Here is a 16,522-nt window from a genome sequence, read left to right on the forward strand (position 1 = left end):
GATCAAGCCCTGACCCCAATCTCGGTCGGTCGCTGGACGCGCGGTTTCGGGGACCGATCCGGGTACGCCTCGAATCGATTGGCCGTCAGCGCAACTCGGTACCTCCACGCGGGCCGAGTCGCGGATGGCTGCCGGCCTGGGCCGAGCGAGTATCGATCAGGCGCAGCGGCTCAGTGTCTGGGTGGCGAGCGGGCTCAGCTCATTCCGCGTGGCGCGCAACTCGAAACAGCCGCGACAACTGGGCGCGGCTCCTTATTCGGCCAGAAGTCGGCGAAACCCTGTCAAGACATCGTCTCCAGCATGATGGCCATTCCCGCTGCCATCGCGGCGTTGCATAGCAACGAGGCAGGCTCAGCCATCGGAACGACACGATCCGTGACCACGGCTTGCGCTGCTCCCACCGTGTTTCCGATCTGTACGGCATATCGGGCCGGGTCTTTTGCCCAGTGCTTCCACTGGGCAAAAGACCGGTACAGCCACATTGCCGCCGCCGTCGCGAAGATGGCTGTCAGCACCGCTGAGACCGATGTGGTCCATATGGGCCCCATGCTCATTTCCGCGCGAGGGGCTTCGATCATGGCCTGCCCGCTCATACGCATTCGGTGGCCTTGCCGCAGCGACCAATGCGCCATCACCGCGACCATCCAGACCATGGCCGCCATCATCAGCGCGTAATACAGACGGATCGTCATCGGTTCGTGGCCGGGTACGCCCACAGGCTCATGGCGAGAAGCTCGCGCGCGCCGCACGGCGATCGCGCCGAACCACACAGTGGCGACTGAAAAGAACGCCCCCTGAAAACCGAGCGGCATGTGATGGTTTCGCGGCCAAGCCATCAGAATCATGGCTGTGCACATCGCCAAGTGCACGGTGTGGTCGACTCGGCTGATCCACGATCCGGCGCGCACTAGCCGGGATATGACATTCGCCGCCCCGAAGCCGAATAGTCCGGTCGTGATCCATCGCAATGCGAGATCGGTAATCACTGACGGCGCTCCTTTACCGCGTTTCAAACTCACAGACGAACCCTTTGTCCGTGCCCCGGTCTCACGCCCCGGGCCACGGACGCGCCTCAGCGTGGATGAACCTCGGTGGGTTCGGGATGGCAGCACCCGTCCACGGCGGCACCGTGCCCGGGCTCGCCGGCCGGTACGTCCAGTGCGGGATTCCGGTCGAAGAAGTTGTTGGGGAGGAGCATGAAGCTGGCCACCTCGGTGGGCATCACCGGCCAGTCCTCCGACCGCGGAATGTGCGTGACACCGACCGTATGCCACAGCACCACGTCGGTGTTCTCGACCGGACGGTTCGCAGCGGTCCAGGCGGGCAACCCAGCGCCGGACCGGTCCGCGTTGGGATGGTCACCGGCGGAATGCATCTCGGACGGCGAGTACGGCGTCACCCAGATGTTCTTCGTGGCGAAGCCGGCACGTTCGACCATCAGTGACGGCGCTTGCGCGATCAAGGTGTCGGACGCCCAGCCGGGGAGGAGCTTGTAGCCGACAGGCATACCCCATTTGTTCTTCTTGTTCGGATTGACGACCGTCCAGCTACGCGCGCTCTGCGGATTGGTGAATCCGTCACCGTCCTGCTCACGGGCGATGAGCGTCTTGGTTACCGAAATCGCATTGCCGTGTGGGTTCGCCGGGCCGACGGGAGTACCGCCCGCGTCGTTCTGGAAGACGGTGTTCTGCCAACCGTCGACCTCCATGTCGAGGCGGAACGAGAACAGATGTTGGTGGTAGGTGCCAGCCAGGTTCTCGGCGATCGGAGTAGCGTGCGCCGGCACCTCTCCGGGTTCGATCGAGCGGGTCTGCACGACACCGAGAAGTTTGGTGTCGACTTCGATGTGGCCGTCCTGGAAGAAATTCCAATAGAACCCGTAGTGGTAATTGCCGATGGTGGCGATGAAGCTGACAACCAACTTACGGGACCTGCGAACGTCGACGTTGCCGGTTACCCAGTCGGTGTGCTTCCACAGGATCCCGGCATCCTCCTCGTGGATGCAGATCGCGTTCTCGATGACGGCCGGGTTGCCGTCGTCATCGGCCATGACGGCATCGAGATAGACGATCTCACCGAGGCAGTCACAGCCCAGGCGCAGCGAGTTGGCCATCCTGCCCAGCCCGTACTCACCGGCGTCGAATGCGCTGCGCCAATAATGCGCATCGTCGGGGTCACCGTACGGAACCAGCATCTCGCCGAGCGACCCCCGATGCATGACCGAGCGGTACTGTTCGCCGTCCTTGTACTCCACGCCCGAGATCACCAGGCCGTCCAGCGGGTGCATATTGATGCGGAAACGCCACTTCTGCCAGGTTATCTGCGGACCGTCGAGCTGGAAGCTGACACCCTGGGGCTGAATGATCTCCAATGGCTTGATGTCATCGCGCATGGGCTGGTTGTGCTCGGGAGTGTAGTTGTCGCAGGTCGGGTTCATCGGCTTGGCGCCGCTGTCCTCGATTGCGAAGACCTCACCCCTGACCGTGTCGACGACGGCAATGAGCCCCTCGATGACATGGGCGTAACCGTTGTCCTCCGGGAAGTGACGGTAGTAGGACACACAACACCACAGGCGACGCCCCGACAGATCGATGTCGTCGCGGTTGCCGGCGCCGAACGGGTCGATCTGAACCAGGTCGAGGTCATGGATGCCGCGTTCGGCGAGTGCCCGGACATAGCGCGGATCCGCCTTGGCGAGCTTGGTGGCGATCTCGAGTTCCTCGGCCAGCATCTGGGCGCCGCCGGCAGTGAGCTGCGTCGACCTCACGACGGATTCATCGTCGAGATCGACCAGGACATCGAACGTGGCGGCGGAGGTCCGGTCCAGGATCAGCGCCCGCGCCCGGCGACCGGCCGTGCCGCCCGACCGCAGAACCGTTTTATCGGGCTCCTCGGTGAACACCGATCCGAAGCCGGGACGCTCGCCACCGATACCGGCCTTGCGGACTATCTCGGAAACCTTGGTGATCTCATCGGCCGTCAGTGCGTCGAAAAGTTCGCTGTGCATGGTTGTTTCCTTCTCGCATGATCCGGCTACGACACATCGACCCGACAAGGCGGACCGCAGTTCACCGTCTCCCTGATAGTGATGATGCGGGGATTTCAGTCCAGGTTGATGAACACGGTTCTCGGCTCGGTGAACTCATCGATCGAGTATTCGCCCATTTCACGCCCCCACCCACTCATACCGAATCCGCCCCACGGGGAGCCTGGGTCGATGAGGGGAAGCTGATTGACGAAAATGGTTCCGGCGTGGATCCGTTTCGGCAGGTTGTGCGCGGTCTTCAGATCCCGTGTCCACACGACCGCGGCAAGGCCGTAGTCGGTGTCGTTGGCGCGCGCGACGACCTCATCCATGTCATCGAAGGGCATCACCGACAACACCGGGCCGAAGATCTCCTCCCGGGCAATGGTCATAGTGTCCCGGACCTCGGTGAAGACCGTCGGACGGTAGAAGAAGCCCCGCTCGAGCTCACCACCGACGCGTTCGCCTCCGGTCACCAGCTCGGCTCCTTCGGCCTTCCCGCTCGCGACGTAACTCTCGACGCGGCCGAGGTGCTCCGCGGAGACCAACGGACCGACCACCGTGTCGGGGTCCTGGCCGGGCCCGATGCGCAGCGCGTCGGCGGCTGCCACCAGCTTCGAAGTGAACTCGTCGACCTTCGAGCGATGCACGTAGAAACGAGTGAAGGCGCCACACGCCTGGCCGGTGTTGAAGAGCGCACCCTGCAGATTTCCCAGCACGGCCGCGTCGATGTCCGCGTCCGCGCACACGATGCTCGGAGCCTTGCCACCCAGTTCGAGCCCTACACGTTTGAGGTCGCCGGACGCGGCCTTAACGATCTCCTGCCCCACAGCGGTCGAGCCCGTGAACGAGACCTTGTCGACGCCCCGATGGGCGACGAGCGCCTTACCGACGTCAGGGCCACCGGTGAGCAGAGTGACGACACCGGAGGGCACACCGGCCCGCACACACAGCTCGACGAGGTAAGCCGTCGACAAGGGAGTCTGCTCCGCGGGCTTGAGGATCGCCGCGTTTCCGGTCGCGAGCGCGGGCGCGAGCTTCCAGGCGGCGATGTCGAGCGGAAAGTTCCACGGCGTGATCAGGCCCGTGACCCCCAAGGGAACCCGGGTCTGGTAACTCAGCTGATTCGGGATCGAAACCGGCGAGACCTTGCCTTCGATCTTCGTGGTGTAGCCGGCGTAGTACCGGAACACCTGGGCTGCCAGCGGCACCGAAACGCCGGTGCTGATGAACGTCGGCTGGCCCTGGTCCAGGGTCTCGAGCGCGGCGAGCTCCACGGCGTTCTCATCGATCAGCTCGGCGATGCGCCACAGCAGCTTGCCGCGGACGTCCGGCGACATCCCCTGCCAATCGTCCGACTCGAAGCCGCGGCGCGCGGACTCGACGGCGGAGTCGACGTCGGCGGCCGTGGCCTCGGCGAAGCTTCCGATCGGCTCGCCAGTGGCCGGGTTGATGGTCGTTCCGGTCGCCCCGGTCGACGCATCGGTCCAGCTGTTGTCGATGAGCAGCTGCGCTGCACGCATCGGCCCCTCCTTCACATATGGGAGCTCCACTGCAGAGCCTTCCCGCCAAGGTTCCAAACCCGCACGCCACGAGCACGCCGTCGGTCCGGTGACTGGACCTGACGCGGGCAGCGTTTCAGCTCGTGCCACCACACTGACCCGCTGAAGAGATACCGTGCGCGCATTCTCCGGTCGCGAGCCGGTGAGCGGTCCGATCCTTCGCCGCGACCGACGAGTGACCGGCTCAGCGGACGCGGGCACGAGCGAGCGCGGGGATGATCCGCTCGGCGAGGACCTCGAGCCCACGGCGTTCTTCCAGGCCGAAGGGATTCCCCAGGTAGACCTTGTCGACGCCTGCGGCCTCGAGTTCCAACAGGTGGTCGACCACTTGAGTCGGAGTGCCGCAGACCAGGAAACGCCGCAGGAGGTCCACGGGAACCAGGCGGCCGGCAGCCTCGTGATCGTCCTGCGCGAGCAGTGCGCGCATCCTGTTCATCATGTCCGGGTCCAGGCTCACTGTCGGATCCAGATGTCCGACCACCTCGACGTACATCGCGCCCATCCGCCGGGCGAGGGCTTCGGCGGCCGGGCCGTCCTCGTCGACGACCAGCATCGGGTTGAACGAGACCTGGATCTGCCCGACATCTCTCCCAGCACGCTCGGCGCCGGGCGCCATCCGGTTCCGGATGACCTCCGCCATCTCCGGATTGCCGGTACCGCCGATCTCGACCTCGTCGGCGAGTTCACCGGCGAGCTCGGCAAGTTTCGGGCTCCAGGTACCGATTGCCAGCGGCACCCGGCTCCGCTCGGGTTCGTACTCCAGCGACAGGCCCGGCTCCAACCGGAAGACGCGACCGGATACTCCCGAGGTGTCCCCGGCGAGCAGCTTCGAGACGATCTCCCACGTCTCGCGAATCGCGGTGATCGCCCGTCGCTGTTCGAGTCCGAGCTTGTCCAGCCATGCGCCCCGGACCAGCCCGAGGTGAGCGCGACCGCCGGACAGAGCGTCGAGATAGGCGACCTGTCCGGCGATCTCGACCGGATGCACGGTAAAAGGAGTCAGACACCCGAGCCCCAGTTCCATCCGCTCGGTGGCAGCGGCCATCTCGAGCAAGGGGCCCAGCGGCGGGCGAAACATCAGGTCGCTGTAAACGACCAACTCGTCGACGCCGATCTCCTCGGCATACGCCGCGAGCGGCCCGTACTCGCCCGGGCGGGCGGCGGCGGCCCATCCCAGTCCGATGGACAGTCCGGCCTCGTGCGCGGTCATGTCAGGTCCTCCGTACGGTGTCGGCGTGCGCGAATCCTGGTGCGCGACAACCTGCAACACGAGTCACAGTCTGATCAGCGAGCGGCCGAGGCGCTTCTCGATCCAGCAGCCGGCCATGAGCGCGTCGAGTTCGCCGCCCGGGGGGCCGATCACCTGTAATCCGAGCGGAAGACCGGCAGGATCACGCAGACCGGGCACGGCTACTGCCGGAAGGCCGAGCGCCTGCCATGCCCGGCTCAGCACCGGGTCTCCGGTCGAAGCGAGTCCGACAGGAGCGGCGCCCGGTGCGGCCGGTCCCAGCACGGCATCGTAGCCGGACATCACCTCGGTGACTTCCGCCAGCGCCGCGGCCACGGTGCGACGCGCTGCGGTGTACAGCGACGGGGCCGTCCGTGCACCCGTGCGCAGCAGATTCGCCAGGGGCGCGCTCAGGCTGTCCGCCTGTGCCAACTCCCCGGCACGCTCGACAGCGGCCTCGAACGCCATGATGACCGGATGCGCCGTGGTGATCTCGGCGATGAGATCCTCCCGGGGAAACGCGTCGACGGTCGCGCCGGCCGCACGCAGCGCGGTTGCCGTGGCTTCGAGCGCCGCACCCATCTCATCGGAGACGACGCCGAGCGGCTCGGCCGTCCACAGCAGTAACCGCGGCGGCCGAACGGCCCGGACGCCCGCGTCATCGGCACCTGTCAGCGCCGACCACGCGACGGCCAGGTCGGACACACGCGCGGCGAACACGCCGTGACTGTCCAGACTCGGGCTGAGGCCCACCACACCGTCGACCGGGTATCGGCCACGGCTCATCACCAATGAGGCGACGCCGCAGTACGCGGCCGGACGCGTCACCGATGCCGCGGTTTGTGACCCCAGGGCGAGTGGTACCTGGCCCGAGGCGACCGCGGCGGCCGATCCGCTCGAGGAGCCGCCGGGAGTGTGCGCTGTATCAGCCGGGTTGTGGGTGGGACCCGGTGCGAAGAAAGCGAATTCGGTCGTGACGGTCTTGCCCACCGGCACCGCGCCGGTGGCGCGCCACGCGCTCACGATCGCGGCGTCGCGGTCCGCGGCGGCGATGTCGGCGCGCAGGGCCGATCCGCATTTCGTCGGGTAGCCCGCGACATCGATGATGTCCTTGACCCCGAGTGGCACGCCGCCGAGCGGCCCGGGAACCGGCACTGTCGGCGTATCGTGCCGAGCGACCCAGGCGGCCAGTTCCGGCTCCGTCGCCGCGATCCGGTCACGACTGCGCGCGGCCGCCGCCTCCTGGGTCGTGCGACCCTGCCGAAGGTCGACGACAAGGTCGCGCAGCGGCCACGGCTGCCAGAGGTTCACGCCTGTTCCCATGCCGCGTCCGCCTCCCAGTAGTCCATGCCGCTCGAGCTCCTGCCGTGGCGCCATTCGGAGACACGCCGCAGAGAGGGCTCGACCTTGGCGGTGGCCCGGTCGGCCGCGTCCGGTCCGTCCTCGGGAACGCCCCAGTGCACCCAGCTCAGCTCCCGGCCGGTGACGTCGCGGACGAAAAGGTCCACGTGTTTCCAGCCCCAGCCGTGAGTGTCGTTGTAGCAGACGAGCGTCATGTGCATCTGTTCCCGCTTCCCGTCGTGACCGGCACGAGTGAATCCGAACCTACGGCGCGGCGCGGATCCCCGAAATCGAGACTTTCTCCGCCTCGCGTGAAGATTTCCCCTACTTCCCCATCGAATGTCCGAGCCGCCCACGTTCTCCGGATTGAGGAAATCCCCTACTCCGGCACGTGTAACTCCGCATTCCCGCCGATATGAATCTGCCCGTACGGTCGGCATCGCGCGATACCTGCCACGGGCCGGCCGTACCAGCGGCCGACCGCGGCGACGAGCCGACGCGAGGAGACGACGTGATCAGTGATGCGACAGCAGCCGAACTGCTACGACGGATCGAGGTCCTGGAAGCCGAGGCCGAGATACGCCGAGTTCAGGCACGATACATGTTCCTGTGCGACACCCCGTGCCCGGAATTCGGCGTGCGCGACGACGCGCATCGAATCGATCTGATCATGGAGCTCTACACCGACGACGCCGTCTGGGAAGGCGTCGGCGAGTACTACGACGGCCAGTTCGGGCGAGCCGAGGGCGCCGCCGCGATTCGCCGGCACTTCGAGAACTTCTGGGGCCGCAAGCAGGACCCCGCACTGCTGCTCAACGCGCATTACCTCACCTCCGAACAGATCCGGGTGGACGGCGAGCAGGCGACCGGTCAGTGGATCCATATGCAACCGTGGCTGTTCTCCGACGGCACCGCGATATTGCGCTCGAGCCGGCTCAACAACGCATTTCGCAAAACCGGTGACACCTGGCGAATCACCCGGACCCGTACGGAGAATGTCTTCGTCGCGCCGCTACCGCCGAATTTCACCGACGCTCACGCCTCGACATCGGTTCTGATGAAACCATAATCCGGGGACACCTCTCCGGGCCCTGCTACGAGTCGCGGCCGCAGCGAGTGTGGGCACGTCACTGAAGTTGTACGACTTCGCCATTTACGACACGGCTCCGGCCGCGATGCTGCGGCGCGCCCGGCGCATCCCGGAGCCAACACTCATGGACTGAAATTGCCGGGGCCCGGCAAATCGGGACACACGCGAGCCCGGTGGCTCTGACCACCGGGCCGCAAAGCCCGCCGATCGAACACCGACCGGGCTCAGCGTCGTACGCCGCCGGGATGCTGTTCAGTACAGTTCGATGACCAGTTTCTCGCTCGACGCGCGAGATACACACAGCGCCATCTGATTTCCGGCAGCCTTGTCCGCCGCAGACAGGCAGTTGTCGCGATGGTCGGGCACTCCTTCGAGCACTCCGGACACGCACGAGCCGCAGATGCCCTCCTCACACGATTTGAAGACCTCGATGCCGTTCTCTTCGAGCACGGACAGGATCGAACGGTCGGGCGGGATCTCGAACGTCTCACCGGTGTCGAGTTCGACCGTGAACGCGGCGTCCTGACTGGTATCGACCTCGGTGGCGGCGAAATGCTCTACGTGCACGCTGCCCTCGCCCACCTGCGGCGCGAACAGTTCTCGCACCTGATCCATGAAACCCTCTGGGCCACATGTATATACGTGAGTCGCGCGAGTCGCTGCCGCGCGCGGCGCCGCCAGTGCCGCCGCGTGCTCCGCGCGAGGGATGCCCAGATGCCAGTGCACGCGGTCGCGGAATTCAACACGATCCAGGAGTTCGGCGAAGGCCGCCTCATCCCGGCTGCGCGCGAAGTAATGCAGCTCGAATTCCGCTCCGCGGCTGTGTAATTCATAGGCTATGCTCAGTAATGGCGTCACCCCGATGCCGCCGGCCACGAGAATCGCGCGGTCCGCGCCGTCGGCCAGTGTCAGCAGATTGCGCGGCAGTCCGACCAGCAGCCGGTCCCCAACCGAAACCGTATGCAGCGCAGCCGATCCGCCGCGCGAGGCTGCCTCTCGTTTGACGGCGATGAGCAGAGAGTCCGGCTCGTCGGGCGGACCGCACAGCGAGTACTGACGGCGGATGCCGGTGGGCCCCACGACGTCGATGTGGGCGCCGGCGCGGTACGGGCCCAGCGCCGCACCATCTTCGCCGACCAGGCGTAGTGCCTTGATGTCGGCGGTTTCCTGGGCGATGTCCGCGACGCGAACCGCGATGTCGCTCATCGATGAGTCCTCTCGTTACCTCAGGTAGAGCCCGCCGTTGGCGTCCCAGCAGGCGCCGGTGACCGACGCCGCGCCGGGCGTGGCGAGCAGAGCCACCATCTCGGCGATGAAGGCGGGATCGCCGAGCCGTCCCACCGGGATGTTCTCGGCGAAAGTCGCGAGATTGTCCGCGCCGACGATCTGTTCGACCGCGGGACTGTCCTGTGGCCCCGGCGAGACCGCGTTGACCGTCACGCCACGGCGGGCGAGTTCACGAGCGAAGACCTTGGTCGCGGACAACACCGCTCCCTTGGACGACGCATAATGCCCGCCGGTGGCGGTTCCGCCGTTCTGGCCGGCCAGCGACGCCATGTTCACGATGCGTCCATAGCCTCGATCGGACATGTAGCTGCCGAAGATCTGGCACGCGTAGAACACTCCGTGGAAGTTCACCGACAGCACCGACGCCAGTTCATCCGCGGTGATCTCCATCAACGGCGTCGACCGTGTGCGAGCGGCGTTGTTGACCAGCACCCGGACCTCCCCCAGCTCGATGGCGAAATCCAGCAATCCCTGGACACTGTCGCGGTCGGCGACGTCCAGCTGGTGTGCGTGTGCGGTAACGCCGCTCGGGTCCAGCGCGGCGGCGGCCGCAGTCGCCGCCGGACCATCGACGTCGGCGACCACCACGGTGTGACCGGCTCGATGCAGGCGGGTCGCGATGGCGGCCCCGAGTCCGTTCGCGGCTCCGGTGACGACCGCCACGCCCGGCTCACCCTGCGGGGCGCTCACAGCAGAAATCCCGCCGCCGGGACCGCGCTATCGCTGTCGACAAGGCGGATCACCTTCAGCACGATCTGGTCTCCCTCGGCCCCGTTGTCGCACAACTTGATTCGGTGCACCAGATCGGCGGCCCAGATGTCGTGGCGGTCGCGTTTGAACGCGATCAGGATCTGCGCCGAGCGCAGGACCACCTCGTCGTCGGACACCGATTCGGGGACGAAGCGAGAGACCGTGCGTACCGTGCGTGCCGAGTCGACGGCGCTCATCGCGTACCCCTCGGTCATCCTGGTCACTCGCATCCCGCGCATCCGGGCGTCGTCGTAGATCATGTTGAGCCCGGCGGCGAAGTCATCGGTGCCGGGATCGATCGGCACGACGTAGATCCCGTCCTCGGTGTACAGCTCGTTCCAGCGCTCGTACTGCTTGCGGTCGAGCAGTTCGGCCTCGCGCCACGCGAGTTCGATCGCCCGTGCGACCCGCGGATCGGTGGTCGAAATCGGCTCGGTCGCCGTCGCTGCCTCAGTCATCGCTCATCATCTGCTTCCACTGCTGATAGGCCGCGCGCATGCCGGTTTCATCGGTCACGTGGGAGGTCGGCCAGCCGTCCGGATTCGGTTTCTCCCGGCCCAGGCCGCGATTGACCATGATCGGCATGTCCGGTGCGCCCTGTGCGCCGCGCTGCACCCGGTCCCAGCCTTCGGCATCGTCCGGTGTGCCGAAACCGAACGGGCCCTGGAAGTGTTCGTGGACGCGTAGCCGCTCCCGATTGAGCACGTCGAGCTCCGGCGGCCCGTCCGGTCCGATGGCGATGTGCTCGATCCAGGTCTCGTCGACCGAGATGGGTCGGAGCACCCGGAAGAACGCGGCCGACATCGACACGTTGGGGAACAGATTGAGGTTGAATCCGGTGCCGTGCATGGCCCGCACCAGCTTTCGCACCTCGGCCGGCTCGAACGTCCGGGACAGTTCGGTGATCACCGGGTCGAACCGTGCCTGCAGCGGCTCGCTGCCGTCGTCGGCGTCGAGATCGGAATGTCCCGGGACCATCTGCATGACCGAATGTCCGTGTCCCAGATCATGTGTCACCGCGGTCGGGTCGGTCATGAACGACATCATGTTCGCGGTCTCCGCGTCGACCGACGACATCCACGAACGGTGCACGATCGGGAAGTGGTAACCGTCGGTGGTGTTCTCCAGCTGGATCTTCCAGTTACCCCGGAACTTGAACTGGTGCTTCCCGAGCACCTTGATCGGGTAGCCACCCCCCTGCTTCATGAATCGGTCGATCCAGAGCTTGGCGTCGCCGAGAAACTCTGTCAGCGGCTCGATCTCGTCGGCGAAGGTGGCGAAAACCATGCCGCCGTAGGACTCGGTGCGCAACTGCCGAAGGGACAACTCGCGCTTGTCCAGCACGCCGTCGTAACCCTCGGGGTACGGGATCCCGCGCAGCGCCCCGTCCAGACCGTAGGACCAGGCGTGGTAGGGACAGGTGAATCCGTTTGCCTTACCGGCCGCCTGTTCACAGATGCTGGCGCCCCGATGGCGGCAACGGTTGAGCAGAGTGCGTAACGCGCCCTTGCGATCACGGGTCACCACGACCGGCTGACGACCGACGTGGGCGGTCTTGAAGGTGCCCGGTCCGGGCAGTTCGCTCTCGTGCGCGACCCATACCCAGGTGGACTCGAAGATCCTGGTCATCTCCTGTTCGAAGATGTCGGGATCGGTGTACAGCCGGCCCGCGACGCGATCGCCGAGAACCAGATCCGCCGGATCGGTGCGGAAGGACTCGATGCTCATCGGGCGGCTCCTCGCTGCTCGGGCAGCTCGACGTCGTCGCGGACGGTGAGCGCGCGGCCGATGCGGGCCTCGATCTTGGCGAACTTCCACAGCTTTGCCCCGGCGGCGCCCACCGGCACGGTGCGGAACAGATTGCACGCCGCGACGACCGTATCCCTGGTGTCGACGTCGGCGAGTATGTAGCAGGTCCAAGGCCAGCTGTCCGACGGGCCGACCAACGTGGCGTCGTCGTCGATGTCGCCGATGAAGTCGACTCCGGGCAGCGCTTTGAGCTGATCCATCATCGATACGAACGACTGCCAGACGTCACCGGCGGTGATGTCGTCGGCCGGCAGGTCGAAGAAGTTCTGGTTGATTCCGATACAGAAGAGCACGCGCAGTGGCTGTGCGGTCATGGGATTTCCTTGTCGTCGGTCGGGTCGGGTCACCGGAATCCGGGCGCGGTGGGCGGCAGGCCCATCAACACCGCGCCGGCGGAATCGAACATGGCGGGCCCCAGGAAGGCATGCTGTTTCGGGACCAGCGCGTCACCGAGCAGCAGCTGCAACGGATGGCCGGAGTAGATGGGAGCGGTACCGGAGATCTCGACCAGCCGCGACACCACGTCGGAGGATGTCTTCGCCAGATGTGCCGAGGCGAGCCGCAATTGGGCGTTCTGCTCGTCGGAGGCGGGGTCGCCCGCGACCACGGTGTCCCACACCTCGTCGCTGATGTCGTAGAACCAGGCGCGCGCCGAGCGCAGCGCGGCCTCGGCCGACGCGACCTCGGTGCGGTAGTACGGACGGTCGGCGAGCTTCGGCGCGCCCGTGATCCCGGCGTATCCGGCGCCGACCTCGCGGGCATAGTCCAGCGCGGCGCGTGCGACGCCCGCACCGACGACAGCCAGCACCTGGGCGGCGTAGGCGATCGTCGGATACCGGTACAGCGGCTCGTCCACCGTGGGTTCACCGCCGCGAACGAATGTCCAGGCAGCGGGGACCTCGACATTGCTCACGAGCAGGTCGAAGGAACCCGTGCCGCGCATTCCCACGACATCCCAGTCCTGCACGATCTCGACCTGATCCGGGCGCAGCAGCGCGGTACGCGGCTTACCGGCGGTGGTGTCGTCGCCGGGAATTCCGACGCCGAGTATGTCGGCTCCCATGCAACCACTCGCGAAACGCCAGCGGCCGTTGACCAGAAAGCCGTTGGGCGTGGGCGGGGCCGGTTGGACCGGGAAAAGTCCACCCGCGAAGGCCACATCGGGGCCGTCGGCATACAGCTCGGCTTGCGTGTCCAGTGGCAGGGCGGCCAGGTAGATCAGCGCCGAGCCGAAGCTGGCCACCCACCCGGTCGACCCGTCGACGACGGAGATCCGCTCGATCCGCTCCAGGAACCGGGCGGGCGGCAGAGGCTGCCCGCCGAACATCGCGGGGGTCGCCGCCCGGTACAGGCCCGTCAGTTTGAGCCGGGCGATGAAATCCTTGGTCACGAAGCGCTGACGACGGAATTCCTCACGGCGAGTCGCCAGTTCGTTCAGCACCGAGTCGAAGAGGGTTCCGTCATCGAGGTCGGCGGAGGGTACGGGCCGTACCTCCTGGGTTTTCGTCATCGCTGCTCCTCGTTCTCCAGATGTTTCTGGACACTACGAGCACGATTCGAGCGGGAAAATGGGTATTGTCTCTGTCCCCGTAGGGGATATCTTCAGCACGACGCCGGAAAGTGCGGACTAGCCTGACAGAATGCAGGTCGACCCCCGCGCCCCGGAACTCGCCATGGACGATTTCGTGACGATGATGAACGCCACTCGCTTGTGCGTACTGATTCACGACGCCGCCACCAAGAACATTCTGTGGGCCAATCCCGCCGCCTGCGAGATGCTCGAATGGAGTATGAGCGAATTACGCCCGCTCAAGGCGAACGATATGAGCAGTTCGGCACAGCAATACGACCGGGTAATCGGGCGGGCGTGGCTGCAGGAGGCGGTCGAACAGGGGGTCAGCCGGATCGAGTGGCACTACCGGACCAAGTCAGGACGCGTGATTCCGACGGACGCGCTGGCGATTCGGGTCGAACTCACCCGGCAGACCGCGGTGATGGTCCAATTCCGCGATATCGAACACGAACAACAGATCGAACGCGACCTGCGACTGACGACGTCGTACGTGGACGCGCTCGCCCATCACACCTCGACCATCGCGTTGATGCTCGATTCCACGGGCGCCGTGCGGTTCGCGACCGACACCGCGATCGCGATGCTCGGCGCCGACCCGAACGAAGCGCTCGGCCCGGTGACCCACCACGGCCGGCTCAGATCGAACGGGAGCAGCCTCACCTGGGAGGAACTCGCCCGGCAGGCCGATCCGGTCACCACCGTGCAACTCGAGGTCCGCGCGGACTCCGCAGCGGCGGTCTGGCTGGAGGGCAGCCTGGAGCGACTGCAGGAGGCCGACGGCGACGCGCTGCTGATGATCCTGCACGACGTGTCCGACCGGATCCACGGCGAAGTGCGCAAAGAGCGCGAGTCGCGCCGGGAGAACTATCTCGCTCGCTACAACGCCATGGGAGACATGGCGATGGCCCTCGCGCACGAACTCGGCCAGCCGCTGGCCGCCGCGGGAAATTTCCTGGCCGGCGTCCGAACCCGGGCGCAGTCGCCCGCCGGGGCGGACCTGTCCTACGGCATCGACAGCGCGATCCAGCAGATCGAGCGGGCCAGCGCCGTTGTCACGTCGGTGCGCTCTTTCGTCGGGCACCTCGAACACATCCGCGAGGAAGTCGATCTGAACGAGATCGTCGAGGAATGCCTGTATTTCGTACGCCTGCGTGCGGCGGAACACGGAGTCCGGATCGAGGTGCGGACCCATCCGGACCCGGTCCCCGTCCGGTGCGAACGCGTACTCACCGGGCAGGTCGTATTGAATCTGTGCTTCAACGCGGTCGATGAAATGGCCGGGTTCGCCGAGCAACTGCGCGTGGTCACGATATCCACCAGCGTGGCCGACGGTTCCGGACGCGTCACCGTCGACGACGGTGGCCACGGGATCGCGCAGGATCCGTTCGAGGAAGCGTTCACCTCGAAATCGGGCGGCAGCGGTATCGGACTGGCGCTGAGCTACCGAATCATCACCCGCCAGCACGGCACGATCTGGGCCGAGCGACGGCCGTCCGGAGGTTCCCGCTTCGGATTCACGCTTCCGCTCGTCATCGGAAATTCCGATTCGTCGGCCACCGAATAGGGGAAATCCTTAACAGCAGCAGCGAAATTCATGATGCCTAGCGGTGTGGCGCTCGTCCTAATGTCTATTCATGGGCACAGCCCCACATCCGACAAAGGGAGGAATCATGTCCGAACTGAACCGGACGCAGCGCGAGTTCCGAAACGCGATGGCGAATTTGTCGGCCGCCGTGACCGTCGTCACCACCGACGGCCCGCACGGCCGCGCCGGAATGACCGTCAGCGCCGCCTGCTCGGTCACCGACGACCCGCCCACCCTGCTGGTCTGCGTCAATCGGTCGAGTAGGTCGCACGACATCCTCGTCGGCAACCGCACACTGTGTGTGAACGTGCTCGGCGCGGACCACGAGGATCTGGCCATGCATTTCGCCGGGGCGACCAAGGTACAGACGTCCGAGCGCTTCGAAACCGGCCTGTGGGATCACGACAGCGAGGGGGTACCGGTCCTGCACGGCGCTCTGGTGTCTCTGGTCGGCCGGATCGTCGCCGACCGCACCCTGGGATCGCACTCGGTGGTATTCGTCGAGGTGGACAAGGTGATCACGCGCGAGGACAGCGGGGCGCTGGTGTACTTTCGACGCCGCTTCCACAACCTGTCCGTGCCGAGTCTGAGCGCCTGACCTCGACTGTGCCGCCCATCGCGTCCTCTCACACCGTGACTTGATGGGACAGGATGTCGCGCACCAGCGCGCCCATGCTCTCCGCTTCCGTCTTGGCTTTGATCCGTGCTCGATGAACATCGATCGTCTTGACGCTGGTGCCGAGCCGGTGCGCGATCACCTGGCTGGGCAACCCGTCCACGACCAGCCGCAGCACCTCCCGTTCCCGCTGTGTCAGGGTGTCCACCCGCCGCACGATCGCGCGGCGGGCGACCTGGTCCGCGAAGCGCTGCCGGGCACTGCTCAACTGCTGCTGAATCACGTCGAGCATGCGCTGCGGTTCGTAGGGTTTCTCGAGGAAGTCGACCGCTCCGGCGGTGATCGCCCGCACCGACATCGGAATGTCGCCGTGCGCCGAGCAGAAGATCACGGGAGCCGGATAATCGAGGTCGACCAGCCGTTGCTGGAGCTGGAATCCGCTCAGGCCGGGCATGCGCACGTCCACGACCACCACCGCCGGCTCGGCCGGATCGAATTCGGCGAGGAACGTCGCGGCGTCGGGATAGATCAGAGCCTGGACGCCGACGCTCTCCAGCAGGAACATCAGCGAGTTCCGGAGATCCTCATCGTCGTCCACGATATGCACGACTGGTTCGGGTTGCTCACCGGCCGATGTCGTCATATCTCCATCTTCG

The 16,522-nt window shown here is 66.0% G+C and carries 16 protein-coding genes; 3 read left to right on the plus strand and 13 right to left on the minus strand.

Going from position 1 to position 16,522, the window contains the following annotated elements:
• Window positions 1–281: 281 nt before the first annotated feature.
• From JZ791_RS24295 to JZ791_RS24320, 6 genes are all read right to left on the minus strand, one after another.
• On the minus strand, window positions 282–986 hold the full coding sequence (locus JZ791_RS24295) for a DUF5134 domain-containing protein (protein ID WP_216897518.1): 705 nt from the start codon (window positions 984–986) through the stop codon (window positions 282–284).
• Window positions 987–1,072: 86 nt separating this feature from the next.
• Window positions 1,073–3,007, minus strand: a complete 1,935-nt coding sequence (locus JZ791_RS24300) for a primary-amine oxidase (RefSeq protein WP_216897519.1) — start codon at window positions 3,005–3,007, stop codon at window positions 1,073–1,075.
• A gap of 95 nt (window positions 3,008–3,102) precedes the next feature.
• Window positions 3,103–4,548, minus strand: a complete 1,446-nt coding sequence (locus tag JZ791_RS24305) for an aldehyde dehydrogenase family protein (RefSeq protein WP_216897520.1) — start codon at window positions 4,546–4,548, stop codon at window positions 3,103–3,105.
• Window positions 4,549–4,771: 223 nt separating this feature from the next.
• Window positions 4,772–5,797: an LLM class flavin-dependent oxidoreductase gene (locus JZ791_RS24310; protein ID WP_216897521.1), complete on the minus strand. Its 1,026-nt coding sequence runs from the start codon at window positions 5,795–5,797 to the stop codon at window positions 4,772–4,774.
• Between the two features lie 63 nt (window positions 5,798–5,860).
• Window positions 5,861–7,138 (minus strand): amidase family protein, encoded by a 1,278-nt coding sequence (locus JZ791_RS24315; RefSeq protein WP_216897522.1) that lies wholly within the window; start codon window positions 7,136–7,138, stop codon window positions 5,861–5,863.
• Window positions 7,123–7,377, minus strand: a complete 255-nt coding sequence (locus JZ791_RS24320; protein WP_216897523.1) for a hypothetical protein — start codon at window positions 7,375–7,377, stop codon at window positions 7,123–7,125. Before JZ791_RS24320 ends, JZ791_RS24315 begins: the two co-directional genes overlap by 16 nt.
• 293 nt (window positions 7,378–7,670) lie before the next feature.
• On the opposite strand from JZ791_RS24320, the gene JZ791_RS24325 reads away from it, so the two are divergent.
• Window positions 7,671–8,225, plus strand: a complete 555-nt coding sequence (locus tag JZ791_RS24325; protein WP_308163064.1) for a nuclear transport factor 2 family protein — start codon at window positions 7,671–7,673, stop codon at window positions 8,223–8,225.
• Window positions 8,226–8,498: 273 nt separating this feature from the next.
• On the opposite strand, the gene JZ791_RS24330 is transcribed toward JZ791_RS24325, so the two are convergent.
• From JZ791_RS24330 to JZ791_RS24355, 6 genes are read right to left on the minus strand one after another with little or no spacing between them, the layout of a single operon-like run.
• A complete protein-coding gene (locus JZ791_RS24330; RefSeq protein WP_216897525.1) occupies window positions 8,499–9,452 on the minus strand; it encodes a PDR/VanB family oxidoreductase in 954 nt (317 codons plus the stop codon).
• Between the two features lie 15 nt (window positions 9,453–9,467).
• Window positions 9,468–10,223, minus strand: coding sequence for an SDR family NAD(P)-dependent oxidoreductase (locus tag JZ791_RS24335; protein WP_216897526.1), 756 nt, complete (start codon window positions 10,221–10,223; stop codon window positions 9,468–9,470).
• Window positions 10,220–10,741 carry an aromatic-ring-hydroxylating dioxygenase subunit beta gene (locus JZ791_RS24340; RefSeq protein WP_216897527.1) on the minus strand — a complete coding sequence of 174 codons (522 nt, stop codon included), beginning with the start codon at window positions 10,739–10,741 and terminating at the stop codon, window positions 10,220–10,222. The genes JZ791_RS24335 and JZ791_RS24340 overlap by 4 nt, the downstream gene beginning before the upstream one ends.
• Window positions 10,734–12,011, minus strand: a complete 1,278-nt coding sequence (locus tag JZ791_RS24345; protein WP_216897528.1) for an aromatic ring-hydroxylating oxygenase subunit alpha — start codon at window positions 12,009–12,011, stop codon at window positions 10,734–10,736. Before JZ791_RS24345 ends, JZ791_RS24340 begins: the two co-directional genes overlap by 8 nt.
• Entirely contained in the window at window positions 12,008–12,406 is a 399-nt protein-coding gene (locus JZ791_RS24350; RefSeq protein ID WP_216897529.1) for a hypothetical protein, read from the minus strand. Before JZ791_RS24350 ends, JZ791_RS24345 begins: the two co-directional genes overlap by 4 nt.
• Window positions 12,407–12,435: 29 nt before the next feature.
• Entirely contained in the window at window positions 12,436–13,602 is a 1,167-nt protein-coding gene (locus JZ791_RS24355) for an acyl-CoA dehydrogenase family protein (RefSeq protein ID WP_216897530.1), read from the minus strand.
• Window positions 13,603–13,732: 130 nt separating this feature from the next.
• On the opposite strand from JZ791_RS24355, the gene JZ791_RS24360 reads away from it, so the two are divergent.
• Both JZ791_RS24360 and JZ791_RS24365 read left to right on the plus strand, forming a co-directional pair.
• The gene (locus JZ791_RS24360; RefSeq protein ID WP_216897531.1) at window positions 13,733–15,229 is read left to right on the plus strand and encodes a PAS domain-containing sensor histidine kinase; all 1,497 of its coding nucleotides are present in this window, start codon (window positions 13,733–13,735) and stop codon (window positions 15,227–15,229) included.
• Between the two features lie 106 nt (window positions 15,230–15,335).
• Complete coding sequence (locus JZ791_RS24365) at window positions 15,336–15,848, plus strand: flavin reductase (RefSeq protein WP_216897532.1); 513 nt, start codon at window positions 15,336–15,338, stop codon at window positions 15,846–15,848.
• A 28-nt stretch (window positions 15,849–15,876) separates the two neighbouring features.
• Here the strand turns inward: JZ791_RS24365 and JZ791_RS24370 are convergent, their stop codons facing one another.
• Window positions 15,877–16,509 (minus strand): response regulator transcription factor, encoded by a 633-nt coding sequence (locus JZ791_RS24370; RefSeq protein WP_216897533.1) that lies wholly within the window; start codon window positions 16,507–16,509, stop codon window positions 15,877–15,879.
• Window positions 16,510–16,522 lie beyond the last annotated feature (13 nt).

Source organism: Nocardia alni (assembly GCF_019038435.1).
Classification (GTDB): domain Bacteria; phylum Actinomycetota; class Actinomycetes; order Mycobacteriales; family Mycobacteriaceae; genus Nocardia; species Nocardia alni.

Excerpts from the sequence above, each read along its gene's own strand:
- JZ791_RS24355 (WP_216897530.1), bottom strand. The coding sequence starts at position 13,602 with ATGACGAAAACCCAGGAGGTACGGCCCGTACCCTCCGCCGACCTCGAT.
- JZ791_RS24310 (WP_216897521.1), bottom strand. The coding sequence starts at position 5,797 with ATGACCGCGCACGAGGCCGGACTGTCCATCGGACTGGGATGGGCCGCC.
- JZ791_RS24365 (WP_216897532.1), top strand. The coding sequence starts at position 15,336 with ATGTCCGAACTGAACCGGACGCAGCGCGAGTTCCGAAACGCGATGGCG.
- JZ791_RS24330 (WP_216897525.1), bottom strand. The coding sequence starts at position 9,452 with ATGAGCGACATCGCGGTTCGCGTCGCGGACATCGCCCAGGAAACCGCC.
- JZ791_RS24340 (WP_216897527.1), bottom strand. The coding sequence starts at position 10,741 with ATGACTGAGGCAGCGACGGCGACCGAGCCGATTTCGACCACCGATCCG.
- JZ791_RS24345 (WP_216897528.1), bottom strand. The coding sequence starts at position 12,011 with ATGAGCATCGAGTCCTTCCGCACCGATCCGGCGGATCTGGTTCTCGGC.
- JZ791_RS24370 (WP_216897533.1), bottom strand. The coding sequence starts at position 16,509 with ATGACGACATCGGCCGGTGAGCAACCCGAACCAGTCGTGCATATCGTG.
- JZ791_RS24300 (WP_216897519.1), bottom strand. The coding sequence starts at position 3,007 with ATGCACAGCGAACTTTTCGACGCACTGACGGCCGATGAGATCACCAAG.
- JZ791_RS24320 (WP_216897523.1), bottom strand. The coding sequence starts at position 7,377 with ATGCACATGACGCTCGTCTGCTACAACGACACTCACGGCTGGGGCTGG.
- JZ791_RS24350 (WP_216897529.1), bottom strand. The coding sequence starts at position 12,406 with ATGACCGCACAGCCACTGCGCGTGCTCTTCTGTATCGGAATCAACCAG.
- JZ791_RS24360 (WP_216897531.1), top strand. The coding sequence starts at position 13,733 with ATGCAGGTCGACCCCCGCGCCCCGGAACTCGCCATGGACGATTTCGTG.
- JZ791_RS24315 (WP_216897522.1), bottom strand. The coding sequence starts at position 7,138 with ATGGGAACAGGCGTGAACCTCTGGCAGCCGTGGCCGCTGCGCGACCTT.
- JZ791_RS24305 (WP_216897520.1), bottom strand. The coding sequence starts at position 4,548 with ATGCGTGCAGCGCAGCTGCTCATCGACAACAGCTGGACCGATGCGTCG.